Origin of the sequence: Geomonas silvestris, assembly GCF_014193515.1 — a bacterium.
GTDB classification, from domain to species: Bacteria; Desulfobacterota; Desulfuromonadia; order Geobacterales; family Geobacteraceae; genus Geomonas; species Geomonas silvestris.
In genome coordinates, this window is sequence record NZ_BLXX01000013.1 from 1 (window position 1) to 20,200 (window position 20,200).

General features: G+C 63.1%; 20 protein-coding genes. 6 read left to right on the forward strand and 14 right to left on the reverse strand.

Going from position 1 to position 20,200, the window contains the following annotated elements:
* Positions 1 to 182 precede the first annotated feature (182 nt).
* The 4 genes from ettA to trpB form a co-directional block, all read right to left on the reverse strand.
* Complete coding sequence (gene ettA / locus GMST_RS17755; RefSeq protein ID WP_183356043.1) at positions 183 to 2,084, reverse strand: energy-dependent translational throttle protein EttA; 1,902 nt, start codon at positions 2,082 to 2,084, stop codon at positions 183 to 185.
* A 121-nt stretch (positions 2,085 to 2,205) separates the two neighbouring features.
* Complete coding sequence (locus GMST_RS17760; protein ID WP_183356044.1) at positions 2,206 to 2,706, reverse strand: LEA/WHy family protein; 501 nt, start codon at positions 2,704 to 2,706, stop codon at positions 2,206 to 2,208.
* An 84-nt stretch (positions 2,707 to 2,790) separates the two neighbouring features.
* Positions 2,791 to 3,492 (reverse strand): transglycosylase SLT domain-containing protein, encoded by a 702-nt coding sequence (locus tag GMST_RS17765; RefSeq protein WP_183356045.1) that lies wholly within the window; start codon positions 3,490 to 3,492, stop codon positions 2,791 to 2,793.
* A 241-nt stretch (positions 3,493 to 3,733) separates the two neighbouring features.
* Positions 3,734 to 4,924, reverse strand: a complete 1,191-nt coding sequence (gene trpB / locus GMST_RS17770; protein WP_183356046.1) for a tryptophan synthase subunit beta — start codon at positions 4,922 to 4,924, stop codon at positions 3,734 to 3,736.
* Positions 4,925 to 5,154: 230 nt separating this feature from the next.
* On the opposite strand from trpB, the gene GMST_RS17775 reads away from it, so the two are divergent.
* Positions 5,155 to 5,631: a tRNA (cytidine(34)-2'-O)-methyltransferase gene (locus GMST_RS17775; RefSeq protein ID WP_183356047.1), complete on the forward strand. Its 477-nt coding sequence runs from the start codon at positions 5,155 to 5,157 to the stop codon at positions 5,629 to 5,631.
* A gap of 17 nt (positions 5,632 to 5,648) precedes the next feature.
* Here GMST_RS17775 and GMST_RS17780 read toward each other — a convergent pair whose 3' ends face one another.
* The 5 genes from GMST_RS17780 to GMST_RS17800 all read right to left on the reverse strand — a co-directional run bounded on the left by GMST_RS17780 (position 5,649) and on the right by GMST_RS17800 (position 9,511).
* A complete protein-coding gene (locus GMST_RS17780) occupies positions 5,649 to 5,861 on the reverse strand; it encodes a type II toxin-antitoxin system HicB family antitoxin (protein WP_183356048.1) in 213 nt (70 codons plus the stop codon).
* 2 nt (positions 5,862 to 5,863) lie between these two features.
* A complete protein-coding gene (locus tag GMST_RS22505) occupies positions 5,864 to 6,016 on the reverse strand; it encodes a type II toxin-antitoxin system HicA family toxin (protein WP_308936502.1) in 153 nt (50 codons plus the stop codon).
* Positions 6,017 to 6,167: 151 nt separating this feature from the next.
* Positions 6,168 to 6,932 (reverse strand): succinate dehydrogenase/fumarate reductase iron-sulfur subunit, encoded by a 765-nt coding sequence (locus tag GMST_RS17790; protein ID WP_183356049.1) that lies wholly within the window; start codon positions 6,930 to 6,932, stop codon positions 6,168 to 6,170.
* Positions 6,932 to 8,845, reverse strand: coding sequence for a fumarate reductase/succinate dehydrogenase flavoprotein subunit (locus tag GMST_RS17795; protein WP_183356050.1), 1,914 nt, complete (start codon positions 8,843 to 8,845; stop codon positions 6,932 to 6,934). Before GMST_RS17795 ends, GMST_RS17790 begins: the two co-directional genes overlap by 1 nt.
* Positions 8,846 to 8,854: 9 nt before the next feature.
* Positions 8,855 to 9,511, reverse strand: a complete 657-nt coding sequence (locus GMST_RS17800; protein ID WP_183356051.1) for a succinate dehydrogenase cytochrome b subunit — start codon at positions 9,509 to 9,511, stop codon at positions 8,855 to 8,857.
* Between the two features lie 423 nt (positions 9,512 to 9,934).
* Here GMST_RS17800 and tgt point away from each other — a divergent pair, with 423 nt between their 5' ends.
* The 3 genes from tgt (at position 9,935) to mazG (ending at position 12,329) form a co-directional block, all read left to right on the forward strand.
* Positions 9,935 to 11,038 carry a tRNA guanosine(34) transglycosylase Tgt gene (tgt, locus tag GMST_RS17805; protein WP_183356052.1) on the forward strand — a complete coding sequence of 368 codons (1,104 nt, stop codon included), beginning with the start codon at positions 9,935 to 9,937 and terminating at the stop codon, positions 11,036 to 11,038.
* 111 nt (positions 11,039 to 11,149) lie between these two features.
* Positions 11,150 to 11,506: a c-type cytochrome gene (locus GMST_RS17810; protein WP_183356053.1), complete on the forward strand. Its 357-nt coding sequence runs from the start codon at positions 11,150 to 11,152 to the stop codon at positions 11,504 to 11,506.
* 22 nt (positions 11,507 to 11,528) lie between these two features.
* On the forward strand, positions 11,529 to 12,329 hold the full coding sequence (gene mazG, locus GMST_RS17815) for a nucleoside triphosphate pyrophosphohydrolase (RefSeq protein WP_183356054.1): 801 nt from the start codon (positions 11,529 to 11,531) through the stop codon (positions 12,327 to 12,329).
* Positions 12,330 to 12,679: 350 nt separating this feature from the next.
* Here the strand turns inward: mazG and murJ are convergent, their stop codons facing one another.
* Positions 12,680 to 14,254 carry a murein biosynthesis integral membrane protein MurJ gene (gene murJ / locus GMST_RS17820; protein ID WP_183356055.1) on the reverse strand — a complete coding sequence of 525 codons (1,575 nt, stop codon included), beginning with the start codon at positions 14,252 to 14,254 and terminating at the stop codon, positions 12,680 to 12,682.
* 375 nt (positions 14,255 to 14,629) lie between these two features.
* Between murJ and GMST_RS17825 the strand changes: the two genes are divergently transcribed.
* Together GMST_RS17825 and GMST_RS17830 are read left to right on the forward strand one after the other, a co-directional pair.
* On the forward strand, positions 14,630 to 15,388 hold the full coding sequence (locus GMST_RS17825; RefSeq protein WP_183356056.1) for a fibronectin type III domain-containing protein: 759 nt from the start codon (positions 14,630 to 14,632) through the stop codon (positions 15,386 to 15,388).
* Between the two features lie 46 nt (positions 15,389 to 15,434).
* The gene (locus tag GMST_RS17830) at positions 15,435 to 16,259 is read left to right on the forward strand and encodes an NHL repeat-containing protein (protein WP_281380070.1); all 825 of its coding nucleotides are present in this window, start codon (positions 15,435 to 15,437) and stop codon (positions 16,257 to 16,259) included.
* A gap of 178 nt (positions 16,260 to 16,437) precedes the next feature.
* Here the strand turns inward: GMST_RS17830 and GMST_RS17835 are convergent, their stop codons facing one another.
* From GMST_RS17835 to GMST_RS17850, 4 genes are read right to left on the reverse strand one after another with little or no spacing between them, the layout of a single operon-like run.
* Positions 16,438 to 17,613, reverse strand: coding sequence for a class II aldolase/adducin family protein (locus GMST_RS17835; protein WP_183356058.1), 1,176 nt, complete (start codon positions 17,611 to 17,613; stop codon positions 16,438 to 16,440).
* An 18-nt stretch (positions 17,614 to 17,631) separates the two neighbouring features.
* Positions 17,632 to 17,856 (reverse strand): hypothetical protein, encoded by a 225-nt coding sequence (locus GMST_RS17840; RefSeq protein WP_183356059.1) that lies wholly within the window; start codon positions 17,854 to 17,856, stop codon positions 17,632 to 17,634.
* Positions 17,843 to 18,397: a nucleotidyltransferase family protein gene (locus GMST_RS17845; protein ID WP_183356060.1), complete on the reverse strand. Its 555-nt coding sequence runs from the start codon at positions 18,395 to 18,397 to the stop codon at positions 17,843 to 17,845. The genes GMST_RS17840 and GMST_RS17845 overlap by 14 nt, the downstream gene beginning before the upstream one ends.
* Before the next feature lie 46 nt (positions 18,398 to 18,443).
* Complete coding sequence (locus GMST_RS17850; protein WP_183356061.1) at positions 18,444 to 20,183, reverse strand: aldehyde ferredoxin oxidoreductase family protein; 1,740 nt, start codon at positions 20,181 to 20,183, stop codon at positions 18,444 to 18,446.
* Between the last annotated feature and the right edge of the window lie 17 nt (positions 20,184 to 20,200).

Genomic DNA, 20,200 nt, shown 5'->3' on the forward strand with positions numbered 1-20,200 from the left:
CGTCTCCAAGACTTGGTGCAGAGCGATCCCGGGGTGGAGGCTAGCCCTAAACCAGTTCTCGATCATTTACGAAGGTAGAATGCCCGTTATGTAGCCGATAGGACATTTACACAAAATCCTTTACACCCCCAGAGGGGCTGCGGGGCCCCCGAGGGGGCGGAACTGCTGCCTAGCCTCCCCCATCAACCTCCCTTTTTCAGCTCCAGTTCCTCCCACCGCGCATAGCTCGTGGCAAGCTCACCTTCAAGGCGACTGTAGTTTGCCGAGATGGCCGCTATCCCACCGTCAACCGCCGCATAACAGCTGGGATCCGCCAGTTGCTTCTCAACCTCGGCAAACTCCTGCTCCAGCACACCGATGTTGGCCTCCAGCTTCTCAAGCTCGATCCGCTCCGCATAGGTGAGCCCCTTCTTCGCCTTCTCCGGCCGCGCCGCCGGGGCGTCCTTCTTCTCCACGCGCTGGGCAGCAACCGCTGCTACCCGGTTCTCTTCCTTGCGCTCGCGGTAGTTGGTGTAGTTCCCCTCGTAGAAGATGACGCTCCCCTCCCCTTCGAAGGCGAGCACCCCCGTCGCCACCTTGTCCAGGAAGAAGCGGTCGTGGGTTACCATGAGCACGCACCCCGGGAAGTTCGCGAGTGAAGCGTCCAGAAGCTGCAGGGTCGGGATGTCGAGGTCGTTGGTCGGCTCGTCGAGCACCAGCAGGTTCGCGTCCTGCAGCATGAGGCGCGCCAGGATGAGCCGGCTCTTCTCACCACCGGAGAGGCTGCCGATCGGGCGGCGCCGGTCCTCCGGTGCAAACAGGAACTCCTCGAGGTAGCCGATCTTGTGCCGCTTCTCCCCGTTACTGGTGGTGACGTAATCCCCCTCGCCGAAGAAGTCGTACACGGTCTGGTCGGGATCGATCACCTCGCGCAACTGGTCAAAGTAGGAGATCTTGGTCTTCTTGCCGACCACCAGCTTCCCCGAGTCCGGTTCCTCCTGCCCCATGATCATCCTGATCAGGGTGGTCTTGCCGCAGCCGTTGGGGCCGATGACGCCGACGCGGTCGCCGCGCTTCATCCCGAAGCTCACCCCTTTGAGGAGCTTGCGCTCGCCGTACCCCTTGGCCACCTTGTCCAGCTCGAGGATGGTGCCGCCCAGCCCCTCCTCGGTGTTGAAGCCGATCTTGAGCTCCTTGCGCACCGGGCCTGAGACGGCCTCCTCCAGGTCGTAGAAGCGGTCGATGCGCGCCTTCTGCTTGGTGGTCCTGGCCGCCGGGCCGCGCCGCATCCAGGCGGTCTCGGTGCGCAACAGGTTCAGCAGACGCGAGCGGGTAGTCGCCTCGCCCATCAGGCGCTCCTCGCGCTGTTCGAGGTATTGGGAGTAGCCGCCCGGATAGGAGATGATGGCGCCGCGTTCCAGCTCCAGCATCCTCGTCACCACCTGGTCCAGGAAGTAGCGGTCGTGGGTGATCAGCATGACGGCGCCGGGGTACGCCTTCAGGTGTTCCTGCAGCCACTGGGTGGTGTCGGCGTCCAGGTGGTTGGTCGGCTCGTCCAGGAGCAGCAGGTCCGGCGCCTGCAAGAGGAGCCGCGCCAGTGCCACCCGGCGCTTGGTACCCCCGGAGAGGGTGCCGATCTTCTGGTTCGGGTCGGGAAGCTGCAGATGGGTCATCATTTCGGCCACCCGGTGGTCGGTGTTCCAGCCGCCGTGGTGCTCGATCCAGACCGAGAGCTCCCCCTGGCGCGCCAGCAGCCGGTCCAGGTCGGCCGGGTTCTGCGCCATCTTCTCGGAGATCTCGTTGAACTCGGCCATGGTCTTTCTGATCTTCACCAGACCGCTCTCTATCTCGGCGGCGACCGTCGAAGTCTCGTCCAGGACCGGATCCTGGCTCAGGTAGCCCACCTGCGCGCCGCGTTTCATGGCGATCGAGCCGCCGTCCGAGTCCTCCACGCCGGCGAGGATGGTGAGCAGTGTCGATTTGCCGGCACCGTTGGCCCCGATCAACCCCACCCTCTCGTCGTCGCCCACCGCGAAGATCACCTTGTCGAGGATCACCTTGGACCCGAAACTCTTGCTCAGCCCCACTACGTCAACTACGTTCATTCCAGCTCCTCATATAAATCAGTGGACCGGAGCCTGGGGATACCCGCGGCAACCTCGACCGCCCCGGTCCCATCCCCTGGCCCCTGCCTTTCCTCTACGCCATTGCCCCCGGGCCCTGCCTTTAGTCCCTGCCGTTAAACAGGTTTCCCAGCCCCTTGAAGAGGTTTCCCGGGCGGTACTGCGGCGGGACCGCGTAGGTGCCGGTGCGGTTCACCGGGATGCTGCGCTGCCCGACCGGGGTCTCCAGGTCGAGTCCGGCGGAAAGCGTATAGGGGATGTGGTCGGGATCGGGCATCCTCTTGAGGATCTCGATGAGTTCGCCATAGCCGATCTTCACCGGGATGCGCACGCCGGTCTCGCTCTTCGCGGGGAAACGGATCTCGTCGCGCGCCCCCCCTCTGGCCAGCGGGAGCGCCATTACCTTGAGGTCGTAGCTGTAGCCCAAAAGCCGCAGGTCGAACGAGTTGGGATTGTCGACCGTCAGGTAGAGCTCCATGCCGAGCCCGGCAGGATCCAGCGACACTACATTGAGGTCCCGGACCGCGACCTGGGGTTCCTTCACGAACAAGGTGCACCCGGAGAGGATCAGCACCAGCACAACCAGCCATACCGCTTTTTTCACACGCTATCTCCTCAAATAAAAAAAGGGGCGGATTCCGCCCCCGGAACCCGCCCACTATACCACAACCCAATGATACGAAAAAGACTATCCGTGACTTGCCATCTGGACCAGGAGCCCACGGTCCTGAAAACCTTTTTCGAGCTCCTGCAGGATTTCGGCCCTGAAGCGCTTGCGCAGCTTGTCGTAGGCTACGGCGGCCGGACCCGCACCGCAGTAGTAGCGCTTCGCCCTGGACAGGTTGCCCCCCGCCATGGTGAGCTTCTCTTTGAGCTCCCGCACCGCAGCGTCGGCGCATTTCTCGTCGTCCCTCATCTCGGAGGGGTGGAACCCGTGGCTCCTCGCCCGCTCGGGCATCAACTGCCAGACACCCAGGGCGCCCTTGGAGGACACCGCCCGGGAGGAAAGCTGATGGCCGCCGGTCTCCGCGAGTGCGATCTCCGCCAGGTCGAGCGGCGTGAAGGTGGTCCCGATGGTCTTCTTGAAGCAGAGCTCCGCAAGCCACTGGGCCCGCTCCGGCGTGGTGCGCCGGGCAAAGGTGGCCGAGATGGCCGGGATCTGCTTCCTCCTTACTTCTACAGCGTCGTCATCTTGGAAAGGTTGTACCTGCGCCGGCTTCTGGGCAGGTCCTGTTGCGTTCGATTTCTCTTCCGATTCCCGGGCTAAAAGATCCCGGTCCCACGGAGACAGGCCAGGCTGAACTGTGGCCTGGGTCTGCTGCAGATGGGACTGGTCACACGATGCGCTCAAAAACAGCACCGCGACCAGCGATACGATCGTTCTTTTCATAGATGGTTAGTTTGAATGGCTTTGCCGGCTTTCAGGTGTCAGCTCCTTACTGTCGGTTTAGGCCCGCGCCAATCATCTCCTTCTTTTAATTAAATCCCCTCATATATAAAAGGCCCAGAGGCCTAAAGTGTAGCCAATACCGACAACATTGCAAGCGTTAAATTAGATTTGTGTAAGATTTCCAAACAAAAAAAGAGGACCGACGCCGGCCCCCTTCCCTTGAGCACAGGATGTCAAATAGTTACAGCTGCACCCCCATCACGTCGGCAACGGTGTGGATGTCCTTGTCCCCCCTGCCGGAGAGGCAGACCACGATGCTTTTGTCGCGGGAGAGCGTGGGGGCGAGGCGCATGGCGTGAGCCACGGCGTGCGACGACTCCAGGGCCGGAATGATCCCCTCTTCGCGGGTGAGTGCCTGGAAGGCGTCCAGAGCCTCCGCGTCGGTAACCGACACGTAGCTCGCGCGGCCGCTCTCTTTCAGGTAGGCGTGCTCGGGTCCCACACCGGGGTAGTCGAGTCCCGCGGAGATGGAGTGCGCATGTGCTATCTGGCCGAAGGCGTCCTGCAACAGAAAGGTCTTGTTGCCGTGCAACACCCCGACGCTGCCGGCGCACAAGGGGGCTGCGTGCTTGCCGGAATCGATGCCGTAACCGGCCGCCTCGACCCCGATCAGCTGCACCGAGGCGTCCTCCCGGAAGGCGTGGAAGAGGCCGATGGCGTTGCTGCCGCCGCCGACGGCGGCAACCAGGTAGTCGGGCAGGCGCCCTTCGGCAGCCAGGTGCTGCTCCCGGGCCTCGTCGCCGATGACCGCCTGGAAATCGCGCACCATGACCGGGTAGGGATGCGGCCCCGCGACGGTGCCGATGATGTAGAAGGTGTCGGCGACGTTGGTGACCCACCGGCGCATCGCCTCGTTCATGGCGTCTTTGAGCGTTGCGGTGCCGGAGCTGACCGGAACCACCGTGGCACCCAGGAGCTTCATGCGGAACACGTTGAGGGACTGGCGGCGGATGTCCTCCTCGCCCATGTATACCTCGCACTGCATCCCGAAGAGCGCCGCCACCGTGGCCGTCGCTACGCCGTGCTGTCCGGCGCCGGTTTCGGCGATCACCTTGTTTTTCCCCATCCGCTTGGCCAAAAGGGCCTGGCCGATGGTATTGTTCACCTTGTGCGCGCCGGTGTGGTTTAAGTCTTCGCGCTTGAGATAGATCTTGGCGCCCCCCAGCTTGTCACTGAGCTTGGCCGCCAGGTACAGGGGGTTCGGCCGGCCCACGTACTGACGCAGGTAGTAGGCGAACTCCTCCTGGAATTCCTTATCGTTGCGGTAGTGCTGGTAGGCCTGCTCGAGCTCGAGCAGGGCCGGCATCAACGTCTCCGAGACGTATCTGCCCCCAAATCTACCGAAGTGTCCGTGACTGTCAGGCAGCTCCAAAATTGCCTCCGTGTGTTAAAGAGGTGCAGACCATAGCACTAATTTAGAAAAATTGCAAGCTTACGTAACTGAGACCACTTTTAAAGGCGCATAATCACTGGGGTTTACAGGATTTCTTTTTGCGTAACGTGAAGCTTTGAGCTAATAATAAAGTACAGATTGAGTAGCTTTTTTTCTATAATGAGAAAGTGCGTTTACAAATAGATTAAAGCTGTAAGGAGATCTTAGAAATGTCGTGCAGCGTACCGTTTAACATAGTGCTGGTCGAGCCGGAAATTCCGCCAAACACCGGCAACATAGCCCGCCTCTGCGGCGCCACCGCTACCGTGCTGCACCTGGTTGGCAAGCTCGGTTTTTCTACCGACGACCGCTACCTGAAGCGGGCCGGCCTCGATTACTGGAGCGAGGTGGATATCCGTTACTGGCCCGACCTCCCTGCCCTCGAGCGGGCCTTTCCCGGGGGCCGCTTCGTCTACACCAGCAAGAAGGCGCCTAGGAGTTATGTGGAGTTCGGCTTCAGGGCGGGGGATTTCATCGTGTTCGGGAAGGAGACCAAGGGGCTGCCGGAGGAACTCATCGAGGCGAACCCGGAGCGCTCGGTGCGCATCCCGATCTTCGGCAAGGTGCGCAGCCTGAACCTGTCGACGTCGGCGGGTATCGTGCTCTACGAGGCCTTGCGGCAGACCGGGGCGCTGGAGGGGGAGTAGCAGGGGCAGGACGGTTTCTAGGAGACGGCCATGATTTCTGCGTAAGAGCGGGGTTCTGGGATCGGCTGGTTATCTTCCATGAGCCCCTCGATGTGGAATTTCAGGGCCTTGCGCATATTCGCCTCGGTCTCTTCCCGAGTGGCTCCGGTAGCTACGCAACCGGGAAGGTCGGGGGCGTAGGCGGAAAAGTTTGTTTCTGTTTTTTCGATGACGACCAGGTAGCTGTACATGTTTAGCCTCTCTTCTCTATTTTCGCCTGTTTATAGATACTGTTCAAGGTTCCCGGTGCAAGGTCGTCGTTGCCGTGCCCGGCGATGGTGACCCGCCCCGACTTTATCGGGTGCTTGAACTGTCGATGGCTCCCCGGCTTGCCACCAGGTACCACCCGTCATCCTCTATCAGCTTTATCACATCCCTTATTTTCATGCAGCAAAGGATAGCACGGCTGCTTTTTTGGGCAGTTACCCGGCAACAAACAAGAAAGGGCGAGAGGTTTCCCTCTCGCCCATTCTTGTTCTTGCCTGGTACTTCGTCTGTTACTTGAAGAGCGCCTTCTGGTACTCGCGGTTCAGTTTCGCGATGAACTTGACCGAGATGCCTTTCGGGCAGGCGGCCTGGCACTCGTAGTGGTTCGAGCAGTTGCCGAAGCCGTTCTCCTGCATGGCGTCGACCATGGCGCAGACGCGCTCGGCGGCCTCCGCCTTGCCCTGCGGCAGTACGGAGAGCTGGGCCACCTTGGCCGAGGTGTAGAGCATGGCGCTTCCGTTGGGGCAGGCCGCCACGCAGGCGCCGCAGCCGATGCACTCGGCGGCGTCCATCGCGTAATCCGCTTCCGGCTTCGGAATGAGGATCGCGTTGCCGTCGGGCACCCCGCCGGTGTGGCAGGAGGTGTAGCCGCCGGCCTGCATGATGCGCTCGAGGGCGTTACGGTCCACGATCAGGTCCTTGATGATCGGGAACGCCTTGGCCCTCCAGGGCTCGATGTAGATGGCGTCGCCGTCCTTGAAGGTCCTCATGTGAAGCTGGCAGGCGGTGGTACGCACCTGGCCGCCGTGCGGCACGCCGTTGATGACCGAGGAGCACATGCCGCAAATACCTTCGCGGCAGTCGTGGTCGAAGGCGATCGGGTCCTTGCCCGCCTTGATCAGGTCCTCGTTGACTTCGTCCAGCATCTCCAGGAAAGACTGGTCGGGGCTCACGTTCTTGGCCTCGTACTGCTCCAGCTTGCCCGGTGCGTTCGGGCCCGCCTGGCGCCAGACGTGCAGGGTTATGGTCATGGTATTGGAGGTATGTGCACTCATTATTTGTAGCTCCTTACCGCCAGATGAACGTTCTCGAACGTCAACGGCTCCTTGTGCAGTTCAGGTTCGTTGCCGACACCTTTGAACTCCCAGGCGGCGGCATAGCAGTAATCCTCGTCGTTACGCTTGGCCTCGCCGTCCGGCATCTGGTGCTCGACGCGGAAGTGGCCGCCGCAGGACTCGTTTCTGTGCAGCGCGTCCTTGCTCATCAGCTCGGCGAACTCGAGGAAGTCGGCGACGCGGCCGGCGTTCTCGAGCTGCTGGTTCAGCTCCTCGCCCTTGCCGGTGACCTTGACGTTCTTCCAGAACTCCTCCCTTAAGACCGGGATCTTCTTGAGGGCGTCTTTCAGGCTCTCTTCGCTTCTGGCCATACCGACGTTTTCCCACATGATCTTGCCCAGTTCGCGGTGGAACTCCGAGACGGTCTTCTTGCCGTTGATGGAGAGGAACTTGTTGGTCTGCGCCTTGATGTCCTCGATGGACTTCTTGCACTCGGGGTTGTCGGCCTTGACCGCGCCCGGCTTGGTCTTCGCGAGGTAGTTCGCGATGGTGTAGGGGATCACGAAGTAGCCGTCGGCCAGACCCTGCATGAGGGCGGAAGCACCCAGGCGGTTCGCGCCGTGCACCGAGAAGTTCGCCTCTCCCAGGACGAAGAGGCCCGGGACGTTGCTCTCGCAGTTGTAGTCGACCCACAGACCGCCCATGGAGTAGTGCGGAGCCGGGTACATGCGCATCGGCACCTTGTAGGCGTTCTCGTCGGTGATCTTCTCGTACATCTCGAAGAGGTTGCCGTAGCGCGCGCGGATGGTGTCCTCGCCCAGGCGCTTGATGGAGTCGGCGAAGTCGAGGTTGACCCCGCGACCGCCCGGTCCCACGCCGCGCCCTTCGTCGCACTGCTCCTTGGCGGCACGCGAGGCGATGTCGCGCGGGGCCAGGTTGCCGAAGGAGGGGTACTTCCTTTCCAGGTAGTAGTCGCGGTCCTCTTCCGGGATCTCGTTGGGGGGACGGTTGTCGCCCTTCTTCTTGGGCGCCCAGCAGCGGCCGTCGTTACGAAGCGACTCGGACATGAGGGTGAGTTTCGACTGGTGCTCGCCGGACTGCGGGATGCAGGTCGGGTGGATCTGGGTGTAGCAGGGGTTCGCGAAGAAGGCACCCTTTTTGTGGGCGCGCCAGGTCGCGGTGACCGAGCACCCCATGGCGTTGGTGGAGAGGTAGAACACGTTCACGTAGCCGCCGGTGGCCAGAACCACCGCGTCGCCCACGTGGGTGCGGATCTCGCCGGTGACCAGGTCGCGCACGGTGATACCCTTGGCCTCGCCGTCCACCACCACCAGGTCGAGCATCTCGGTGCGCTGGAAGAGCTTCACGCTGCCGGCTTTCACCTGGCGGGCGAGCGCGGAGTAGGCGCCCAGAAGGAGCTGCTGCCCCGTCTGGCCGCGGGCGTAGAAGGTACGGGAGACCTGGGCGCCGCCGAAGGAGCGGTTGTCCAGGTAGCCTGCGTAGTCGCGGGCGAAGGGAACACCCTGGGCCACGCACTGGTCGATGATGTTGTTGGACACCTGGGCCAGACGCCAAACGTCCGCCTCACGGGCACGGAAGTCGCCACCCTTGATGGTGTCGTAGAACAGGCGGTAGATGCTGTCGCCGTCGTTGGGGTAGTTCTTCGCCGCGTTGATGCCGCCCTGCGCCGCGATGGAGTGGGCGCGGCGGGCGCTGTCCTGGTAGCAGAAAGCCTCCACGTTGTAGCCGAGCTCGCCCAAGGAAGCTGCGGCGGCGCCACCGGCGAGGCCGGTACCGACGACGAGGATCTTGTACTTACGCTTGTTTGCGGGGTTAACCAGCTTCAGGTCGAAGCGGTGCCGGTCCCACGAGGTCTGAATCGGTCCTTTCGGACATTTTCCGTCGAGTATCACTTGAACCCCCTAAAGTTTCAATAAGCCAACCAGGATCGTGGCAGGAATGGAGATGTAGGCAAGCATCAGGAAAGCGGAGATCACTTTGCCGGCCGTGCCGTAAACGGGAATGGTCTTATCGTTGTTCCAGCCCATGGTCTGCAGGAAGCTCGGGATGCCGTGGGAGAGGTGCAGGAACAGCATGATCATGGCCAGGGCGTAGACCACGACGATCGCGGCGTTGGAGAAGCTCGTCACCACCATCTTGAACACGTCGACCACAGCCTGGTTGGCGGTCCAGGCCACATCGGGGGTCACCTTCACGGTGAACTGCAGCAGGTGGTACACGATGAAAGCTGCCAGCAGGAGGCCGGTCCAGATCATGTTCTCGGAGGCGAAGCTTGCCTTCAGCTGGCGCTTCACGGCGTAGTTCGTCGGGTTGGCGGCCTTGTTCTCCAGGGTCAGCATGACGCCGTAGCAGATGTGCGTGCCGACGATGGCCAGCATGATGGCGCGGAAGACCCAGACGACCGGCGGCATGCTGTGCAGGTGCTCGGCGTAGGCGTTGATCCACCCGAAGTAGATGGTGGAGTTACCGGCCAGGTGAATGAGGACGAAGATGATCAGGAGCTGGCCTGAAATCGACATCAGGAGCTTTCTTCCCACGGTGCTGTTGAATATTCGCATGTTTGTTTTCCCTTTGCCTTTATCGAGAATCTGTTGGTGAGAATCTGTCTTCGGTGGAACCGTGTTTTTGCTCATTGAGGCCAGGTATCTGACTCACGGTGTCCGTTTCATAGGGATGGGGGTGCCCGCCATGGGCTCAATGCCTGCATTTCGTCTCTCCTTCTCTGTAAGTGATATAAATCCCTGCAAGCTGGATTGAGATAAAATGAGGTATTTCAGCGCGCATATTAAATGCCGCTAGGACAAAATGCAACAATTTTTTGTATACGGTATACAATTAATGTATTCGCCCGGATAAGCCGCTCAAGGCGCGACGAACGCCGTTATGGAATACCGCCGACTGGTTCATGTTGCATTTTGGGCCCCGCTCTGCTAAGTAAGTTACGGCTTCACACCAAAAAAACGCGTAACAACGGAAGGTTCATGATTTTCAAACTGCTGCACAAGGATCGCACCAGCCAGGCACGCCGCGGCACGGTCACCACCGCCCACGGCGTCATCCAGACCCCCATCTTCATGCCGGTCGGGACCCACGCCGCCATGAAGGCGATGACCCCGGCCCAGGTCAAGGAGACCGGCGCCCAGATCATCCTCTCAAACACCTACCACCTGCACCTGCACCCGGGCGAGGCCCTGGTGCAAAAGGCCGGCGGCCTGCACAAGTTCATGGGGTGGGACGGCCCCATCCTCACCGATTCCGGCGGTTTCCAGGTTTTCTCGCTCCCCAACAAGCGGATCACCGAGGAAGGCGCCTACTTCCGCCACGAGGACACCGGCGAGGAGGTTTTCCTCGATCCCGCCAAGGCGATCGCCATCCAGGAGGCCCTGGGCGCCGACATCATCATGAACTTCGACGAGTGCATCCCGTATCCCTGCGACAAGGGGTACGCCCAGCGCTCCACCGAGAAGACCATCCGCTGGGCCAAGCAGTGCAAGGAGGCCCATTCGAAAAAGGACCAGTACCTGTTCGGCATCGTGCAGGGGAGCGTCTTCGAGGACTTGCGAAAGCACTGCGCCAAGGAACTGGTGAAGATGGACTTCCCCGGCTACGCGGTGGGCGGGGTCTCGGTCGGCGAGGGGCTCGAGCTCCTGAAACAGGTGGTGGGGTACACGACCCCCTACCTCCCCGAGGACAAGCCGCGCTACCTCATGGGGGTGGGGCTTCCCGAGGACATCCTGGAGAGCGTCGAGCGCGGCATCGACATGTTCGACTGCGTGATCCCGACCCGCTACGCCCGAAGCGCCACGCTCTTCACCAACCGCGGCCGCATCAGGCTCACCAACAAGAACTACCGGCGCGACTTCTACCCGGTGGAGCCCAACTGCAGCTGCTACACCTGCAGAAACTTCACCCGCGCCTACCTGCACCACCTGTTCACGGCCAACGAGGTGCTCTCGGCGATCCTCGCCAGCATCCACAACGTGCAGTTCTACCTCGACCTGATGGCCAAGGTGCGCCAGGCGATCGAGGAAGACCGCTACGCGAGCTTCAAGCAGGAGTTCCTGGCCCAGTACCTGAAGAAGTAGCAATCGGCCTGGCCCCCCCGCATGCGCGGGGGACGGCCACACCGGTATCCCGACCCGCCTTTTCGGCCCGCTTCGGCGCGGCAACGATCATCCAGACAACCGGAGGATCCCATGCGAGACAAGCTACCAATCGCAGCGCTCGTCGTGACGTTCACCCTTTTCGCCGGCTGCAGCAAGGGGAAGAGCGACCCGATCACCGCGGAGCCGCACACCCTGAAGGCCGGCACCAAGTGGACCGGGGAGGCGATCTTCATCGAGCGCTGCCGCGACTGCCACCGGGTGCACGAGAAAGGGGGGGTGGTGGGCCCGGACCTCTCCGGCGTGGGGAGCACGCGCAGCCGGGACTTCCTGGAGCGGGTCGTCAAGGACCCTTCCAAGGCCTACCCCGGCACCGTGATGCCCCCCTACGACTCGCTCCCCGCCGACCAGCTGAAGCTTTTGGCGGACTACCTGGAAACACTCAAGTGACAAACGCCAGAAAGGAAGCACCATGACTGCAAGCGAACAGGGCCGCTTCGACCGGCTGATGGAGATCATGCGCAAGTTGAGGGCGCCGGGGGGGTGCCCCTGGGACGCCGAGCAGACCCACGGGTCGCTCAAGCGCTACCTTCTGGAGGAGGCCTACGAGGTGATCGAGACCATCGACGCCGACGACGACGCCCACCTAAAGGAAGAGCTGGGGGACCTCCTCTTGCAGCCGGTCTTCCACGCGGCGATCGCCGAGGAGCGCGGCGCCTTCACCATGGACGAGGTGCTCGACGCCATCAACGACAAGCTGGTGCGCCGCCACCCCCACGTCTTCGGCGAGGCGGTCATCGAGTCGAGCGAGGCGCAGATCGCTAACTGGGAAAAGATCAAGAAGGGGGAGAAGGGAGACGAGAGGAAGACCGCGCTCTCCGGGATCCCGCCGGCGCTCCCCGCGCTCATGCAGGCGCAGAAGATCACCGAGAAGGCGGCGCGGGTCGGCTTTGACTGGGAACACACCGACCAGGTGTTCGCCAAGGTGATGGAGGAGCTGCACGAGTTCGAGGAGGCGATGCTCTCGGGGAGCCAGGAGGAGATGGAGTCCGAGCTGGGCGACCTGCTCTTCGCCATCGTGAACCTCGGGCGTTTCCTCTCCATCGACCCGGAGGAGGCGCTCAGGAAGACCATACGCCGCTTCACCGGCCGCTTCGGGTACGTGGAGCAGACCCTGCACGAGCGGGGGACCACCCTGCAGGCCTCTACGCTCGCCGAGATGGACGCGCTCTGGGACGAGGCCAAGAAGCTCGAGAAGCTGGAGAAGCCCTGATCCTGCTAATGTTCAGGGCGCCCCGCAAGTTTTCCACAGGATCTGTGGGAAACTTGTGGGAAACTGTGTTAACAAGTAGAGAAAACCGCGCGTTTTAAACCGTTTCTGCATTCTGCCCACTTTTTACCCACGCCAGATAACCTCGAAATTCAAGCTACTTAGCCTCAGGCTGGGGTTTCACCCGCCCCGGCAGCCGGAAAAATTGGACAACTTTAATCTGCCTGGGGAAAACAGTGGAAAAACTGTTCATAAACCTCGGCTGAGGGTTCCCGCCGTAGGGCTTCAAGATTAGAAAATCAGCCCCCCTCACTTCAAGTTCTCCTTGAAGGTTTCCCTCCTCCCTCTCCGGTTCACCCCTTTTGTTTCAGCAGCTTTCTTTTCAGCATCCCGGTCACGTCACGCGCCTCGTCGCAGGCCAGAAGGTGCGCGGCGGCCAGGAAGATGACGATGCCGACCGTCACCGCACTCCCCAAAACCGCCCCCTTGGCGAGCTTCCCGCCGACCCGGGACCAGTCCCCGAGCCCGAGGATCAGGTAAACCACCGCGGCCATGGGGACCGAGGCGAGGAGCCCCTTAAGCCCCGAGACGGCGATGGCGCGGCCGCCGAAGGGGCCGATCTTCTTGCGCAGCAGGTACAAAAGGAGCGCCATGTTCCCCAGCGCCGAGAGCGAGGAGGCGAGCGCCAGGCCGCCGTGTTTGAGCGGCCCCATGAGGGCCAGGCTGAACGCGAGGTTCAGGAGAAAGGCGATGAAGGCGACCACCACAGGGGTCTTGGTGTCCTTGAGCGCGTAGAAGGCCGGAACCAGCACGCGCACCAGGGCCACGAAGGTAAGCCCCAGCGAGTAGTAGAGGAGCGCCACCCCGCAGTTGACCGCCTTGGCGTAGTCGAAGGCGCCCCCCATGAAGAGCAGCGAGAAGATCGGCGTGGCGCAGAACATGAGCCCGGCCATGGCGGGGACCGTGATGAACAGGGTGAGCCGCACCCCGTAGTTGAGCGACTCCTTGAGGGCATCGAGATCCCCGTTGGCCGCCTGGCGGCTCATCGAGGGGAGCACCGCCTGCGCCACCGAGACGGTGAAGATCCCCTGGGGGAACTCGAAGAGCCGCTGCGCGTAGTAGAGATAGGAGACGCTCCCCTCGGGAAGCAGCGAGGCGAGGATGGCGCCCACCGCGATGTTCAGGTAGTAGACCCCGACGCCGAACACCGAGGGGCCCATGAGGAGCGCGATCCGCTTCAGGGCCGGGTGGTTGAAGGCGAAGTTCGGGCGCAGCGGGAACCCCTTACGGTAGAGCACCGGGAGCTGCAGGGCGAGTTGCAGAAAGCCCCCGATCAGCACCCCGACCGCCAGGGAGACGATGGGGACCTCGAAGCGGCTGTGCAGAAAGAGCGCGCTGAGGATCATGGAGAGGTTGAGGAACACCGTCGAGATGGCCGGGGTGAAGAAGTGGCGCACCGTATTGAGGATCCCCATGCACAGGGCGACCAGGCTCACGAAGAAGATGTAGGGGAACATGAGCCGGTTCAGGAAGATGGTGACGGAGGCCTTCGCCGGGTTCCCCGCAAAGCCCGGGAACATGAGCTGCACCAGCTGCGGGGAGAGGATGATGCCGACGACCGTGATGGCGGCCATCACGATGGTGAGGACGGTAAAGCAGACGTTGGCGAGCGCCCGCGCCTCCTGCTCCCCCTTGTTCGTGTACCACTCCGAGAAGGTGGGGACGAAGGCGGCCGTGAGCGCCCCTTCCGCGAAAAAGCGGCGCAGCATGTTGGGGATCTGGAAGGCGGCGAAGAAGGCGTCGGTGGCAAGGCCGGCGCCGAACAGGCGGGAGACCACCATGTCGCGCAGCATCCCCATGATGCGCGAGAGCATGGTGGCGGCGCCCAGGACGCCGGCGGCGCGGGCTATGTTTCTCTTTTCGGACATCGGCACCTCTGGTCAGGTTTCCACAAGTGGGGGAATTTAGCACAAAGCATGGGAAATGGATAATCTTTTCCGGGCCGTGGACCGAGGGGAGGCGAGTTCGGGGGTCCGGGTTAGGCGGCGTAACCCGTGCGGCAGAAGCGGCGGCAACTACAGCCTTCGAGAGCGAAGCACGGGCATCCGCCTGACACTGTCATGAGCAAAAGATTTTATGAATCAGCACGATGTGCACCTTTATTTTTGACAGCAAATTGAAGCGGAGGTTGTTTCTGGTATCTTTATTTTGAAGGAATTAATTGGCAAAGTACCATATTCAATCACAAGGTGGAGCGGAGGGTGACGGTCACAGCAGGAAGCCGATGAAAAAAGGAGGGAGTCATGATGAAGAACGCAGGCATCGTCCGGTGGTTACTGTCAGTAGCGGTGGTGTTTCTTCTTGCAGCATGCAGCGATTCCGGGGGTGTTGCCAGCACGCCGACCCCGCCTACCCAGGTAGGCCTCCTCACCGTCACCCCTGCCGACGCCCAGCTGAACGTTTCCTGGAATGCCGTAGCGGGCGCCACGGGGTACGAGGTCTACTACAGCACCACGAGCGACAGCTCGACGGCTACCCGCTTCACCGGGGACAGCAATACCGCCGACACGACCTGCACCATAACCGGCCTGACCAACGGCACCGCCTACTACGTCTGGGCCAGGGCGGTGAACAGCGCCGGGGGGAGTAGCCTCACCGCGGCCGCCGCGCCGGCGACGCCTCAGCCCCCCCTGGCCACACCGGCCCTCACTACCGTTACCCCCGGCGACGGCCAGGTCACCCTTACCTGGTCGGCGGTAACCGGCGCGACCAGCTACGAGGTGTACTACCACACCGCCAGCGACGCTCTTGCAGCCACCATGTTTACCGGGGACAGCAACACTTCGGACACCACCTGCACCGTGACCGGTCTGCAGAACAACACCGCCTACTATTTCTGGATCAAGGCGAAAAGCAGCGGGAACAGCAGCGGCCTCAGCACGGTTTCGGCGCCGGCCACCCCCACCCCCCCCGACGTCCCCCTTCCCCAACACGGCACTGTTCAACCATCCGCAGGGGATCGCCACCGACGGCACGAACCTCTACGTTGCCGATACCGATAGCGACACCATCCGCAAGATCGTCATCGCGACCGGGGCGACCTCAACCCTGGCAGGGACCGCGGGAAGCAGCGGAGCCGATAACGGAACGGGAGCAACCGCCCGGTTCCGGTATCCCCAAGGGCTCGTGGTCCTGGGAGGCAACCTCTACGTCGCGGACACCAACAACAACCAGATCCGGGTGATCAACCTCGCCACCGCGGTCGTCACCACGCTTGCCGGCATCTCGGACGGCTATCCCGGCGCGCTCGACGGAGACGGCGCAACGGCGCGTTTCGGTGGTCCCACCGGCATTACCACCGATGGAACCTACCTCTATGTCACCGACCAGTTGACCAACCGGATCCGCAAGGTCACCACGACCGGAGTGACCACCACCATGTCGGTCGGGTACACCTTCAACCGCCCCCTGGGCATCGCCACCGACGGAACGAGCCTCTTCGTGCTGGACGCGGACAACCGGCTGGTGCGCCGCATCGATATCGCCACTGAAGTCGTAAGCACCCTGGCCGGCAGCGGCGACACCGGCTCTGCAGACAACGCCAACGGGCTCTTGGCGAGCTTCAGCCAGATCTACGGCGTGACCCTGGCAGGGGGACAGCTCTACATCACCGACACCCAGAACCAGACCATCCGGCAGGTGGACAGCGTCACCGGCGCCACCAGCACCCTGGCGGGGACCGTGGGGGTAAGCGGCTCGGCCGATGGCACCGGCACCGCTGCCACGTTCGGCGCTCCGAAAGGGATTACCAGCTACGGCGGCAATCTCTACGTGGCCGAGTACTTCAACTCGACCATCCGCAAGATCGTGATCAGCACCGGCGTCACCACGACCGTGGCGGGAACCCCCGGGGTGATCGGATCCCACGACTGACGACCTTTCGGGGACTTCCGTCCCCTGATCGACCGCACGCGGCAGCAAAAAAGGCCCCCGGCATCAGTCGGGGGCCTTTTTCTCTTTTCCAAAGCACAGGCAAACCCGGGGACGCGGGGCGTCCCCTGAGGCATGCGCACGCAGGAGAGTGGGAACGAGGGATATAAACCGGTACAGCTTACCTGTTGCCCGGCTGGGCGTCGAAGCGCCTGAAGTACTCCTGCCGGCAGAAATTTTCCACCTCCACCAGGGCGGCGAAGGCCTCGGCGAAGCCTTCCCTGCCGATGGAGAAGACGCCGTGGCCGTAGACGATGGCGCTGCCGGTCGTTCCGATCACCGGCGGCACCCGTTTGGCGAGTCCGCCGGCGCCGATCTCCCCGGCCACCACCGGGGTGCCGCCCAAAAGACGCACGTGGGGGCAGTCCTTCCAGCAGTCCTTGATGGCACACCCCGCCTTGGACTCGCAGAGCATGCTCATCACCACCGAGAACTTGGGATGGCCGTGCAGGATCACCCGCGCCCCGGTCTCTTCGAACACCTTGCGGTGCGCCAAAAGTTCGCTCGAGGCGGTGATGCCGGTGGTCGACGAGTTGTCGGTGGGGACCGGGTCGATGCAGCCGGCCAGCTCATCGAGGCTCGCCGCGGTCTGGGAGATGTAGATGAGCTCCCCTGCGCGTGCCGAGATGTTGCCGAAGAAGCTGTCCACCAGCCCGCGCTCGACCGTGTAGCGCCCCACCCGCTCGATCTCGGCGAGGATCGTCTCCTTCTCCCCGGCAAGCGGGGTCTTAAACTCGAGCCCCTCGGCGGAAACCGGGCGGAGCCACTGGGTGCGGAAGGCCTGAAACGCCTCGGCCTCGCCCGGCACCAGAAATCCCTGCGCCAGGACGTCCTGCAGGTACTTCACGAAGGTGGAGTGGAATACGGACGAGTAGTTGATGAAGGCCTGCTCGACGGTTATGGCCCCCACCGCCACGATCCCCACCCCTTCGACGATCACCCCTTTGCGGCTCCCCAAAAGGCGGGCGATCTCCGGTGCCGGGTCGTCCCCCAGATCCTTTTGGCGCAGGAACGGGATGTCGTGCAAGAAGGTACGCGTCTCGGTGTCCTGCGGGACGATGGCGTCCTCCTCGGCCGCAGCGCGCGCCACCAGAAAATCGGCGAAGGGGAGTGCCGGGCGGGCCGCCACGAGCGCCAGGGCGTTCAGGCGCGTGAGGGTGGCGCCGGCCAGGGCGGCCAGTTCCGGCGCACCGGAGCTGATCAGGACGTCGTCCTGCGCGGCAAAGGCGATGGCGTCGGGACGCGCGGAGCGGTCGGCAAGCAGTTTGGCGGTGTACTTTTCGATCTGGTCTTTCATGCGCAGGGCGGTCCCGTTTTACAGCTTCATGTTGGTTTCTAAAAAAGGGGTGGCAGGTTTCACGGGATGGTTCATGAAGGCGTTGTACTGGTCCAGGAACTCGAGCACGCGGTCGCCGTCCACCTCGCCGTCCACCAGAAACGGGTTGTGCCGGGTGGCGGCGAGGTGCCGCGCGTCCTCCCGCAGTTCTGCCGAGGCGGCGAGCACCTTCAATTCGGCGCGATCGGCGTCAGGTATGGCCATGGCGATACTTCCTCTCCAACTCGTCGAAAAGCTCCAGCATCTCGAAGATCTCGAAGTACTCCCGGACGATCTCCCAGTTCATGCTCCTGTCACGCAGGGCCATGAGCATCTCGATGTCGCTGCGGTCCACCGGCTCGCGGCGCGGGTCGTTTACCAGCGCCTGCAGCTTGAGCCCGATCAGGTCCTCCGGCTGCAGGACAGCAAGGGTGATGCCGTTGCCGAAGAGCACCTTGTGCTCGGCGCGCTCGAGCATCTCGAGCGAGGCCTTGCGGAAGCCATGCAGGAAGTCGAGCTCACCGAATACCGGAAGCGGCGAGAGGAACTGCGAGACGTTTTCCGAGCGGTAGCGCAGCTCGTAGCCGAGATCCGCCATGATGGCGTCGACCTTGTCGAGGTCGTCCCGCTTGACCAGGAAATCCATGTCGACCGTGCCGCGGTGCACTCCCCACAACCCCAAGGCAAAGCCGCCGATCAGGCCATAGGCGATCCCTTCCCTCTCGAAGGCGGCCACCAGGTTCCTCACAGTCGCTTTGAAGTCCATTGACACCTCGCCTTCCAGAAAGGGGCGCAGGGCCGCCCCCCGTTTCTCAGGGAAGCCGCTGCAGGAAACCCTCGTCGTCGAAGCAGCCCCGGTCGTTGAGGCCGCGGATGCGGTAGTACTTCCTGAGTTCCTCGTCGAAGCGCGCGCGGTCCAGGGGCGGGATGTCGATCCCCTCCCCTGCCGACCCCGGCTCGGCAAAGAAGCGCTCCGGGAGCGTGTCCTTGTCGAGATCGAAGCCGTTCGCGCAGTTGTAGAAGCGCTCGGTGAGGTAGATGCGCTCGCCGATGGCCTTGAGGGACTCCGGCCCGTACTCGACGCCGGTCATCGCCGAGAGGAGCTCGCCGTACTCCTCGAGGGTCGCCCCGAAGAAGGCGAACTTGCAGGCGACCAGCGAGTCCACCGCGGCGTTCACGTCCTCGGCGATCTTGATGATGCGGGCCTTCCCCGAGAAGGAGAAGCGGTCGGTGGGGACCGGCTTTCTCAGGATCTCGTGGGAGATCGGGTAGGCGCGCAGGTGGCAGCCGCCCCGGTTCGAGGTGACGTAGGCGAGCGCCATCCCGTAGGCGCCGCGCGGGTCGTAGGCGGGAAGCTCCAGGGACTTGACGCTCATGGAGAGTCCCGGTTTCCCCAGCGCTTCGGCCGCACGCCGCGAGCCCAGGCTCAGGAGTTCCCCCTCCCCGCGCCGGTAGGCGATGTCGCTCAAGAGCTTGGGCACCTCGTCGGCGCCCGGGAAGCGCCCCCTTGCCTCGCCGAAGGCGGAGAGTGTGGCAGCGGCGGAGATGGTATCCATCCCCAGTTCGTTGCAGAGGGTGTTGGCCCGCACGATGGCGCTCAGGTCGGAGATCCCGTTTAAGGCGCCGAAGTGGTTCACCGTCTCGTACTCGGGGAGCGCTACGCCGTCGCGGCTTGCCTTCTTGCACTGGATCGGGCAGCCGTAGCAGCCGTCCTTCTTGGCACCGCACTCCCGGCGGATGGCCGGCCCGGAGTAGTTCTCCGAGTTCTCGAAGAAGGTCGCGCTGAAGTTCTCGGTGGGGGCCATGCGGCGTTGCGCCATCAGGTCGACCAGCGCGGGGGTGCCGTACTCCGAAATCCCCAGCTCCCCGAAGATCACCGGGGAGGCGCGGAACAGGCGCATCACGTCGGCGCGGGCGGCCTCGAAGCGCTCCCGGTCGGCAACCTGCGTCGTCCCGGTCCCCTGCACCACCACCGCCTTCAGAAGTTTCCCCCCCATCACGGCCCCCAGGCCGCCGCGGCCGATCGAGTTCCCCTCCCCCATCATGATGTTGGCGAAGAGCACCCCGTTTTCCCCGGCAGGACCGATGGCCGCCACGGATCCGCGCTCCTCGAGGGCCGCGACCGTCGCCTTGATCTCCTTGCCCCACAAATCGCGCGCCGGCAAGAGCTCGGCCCTCTCGTCGTCGATGGCAAGCACCACGGGCTCGGCACTTTTCCCGGTGATGAAAACTGCGTCGAGTCCGGCGGCCTTCAGGCGCCAGGGGAAACGCCCGCCGGCGGAGCAGTCGTAGATGGTGCCGGTCAAGGGGGAGCGGGAGACGGCGGCCAGACGGGCCGCGGTGGGGGAAGCGGTGCCGCACAGCGGGCCGACCGCGAGGATGAGCGGCATGTCGGGATCGAAGGGATCAATCTTGAAGTAGTCCCGCATCAGCCTGACCCCAAGGCCGCGCCCCCCCAGGTAGGCCTCGAGGAGCTCACGGGGGATCACCCGGCGTTCCAGGATCCCGCGGGTCAGATCCACATGCAGTAATTTTCCGGTCCAGCCGTACATAGGAGCTATCCTTCCGA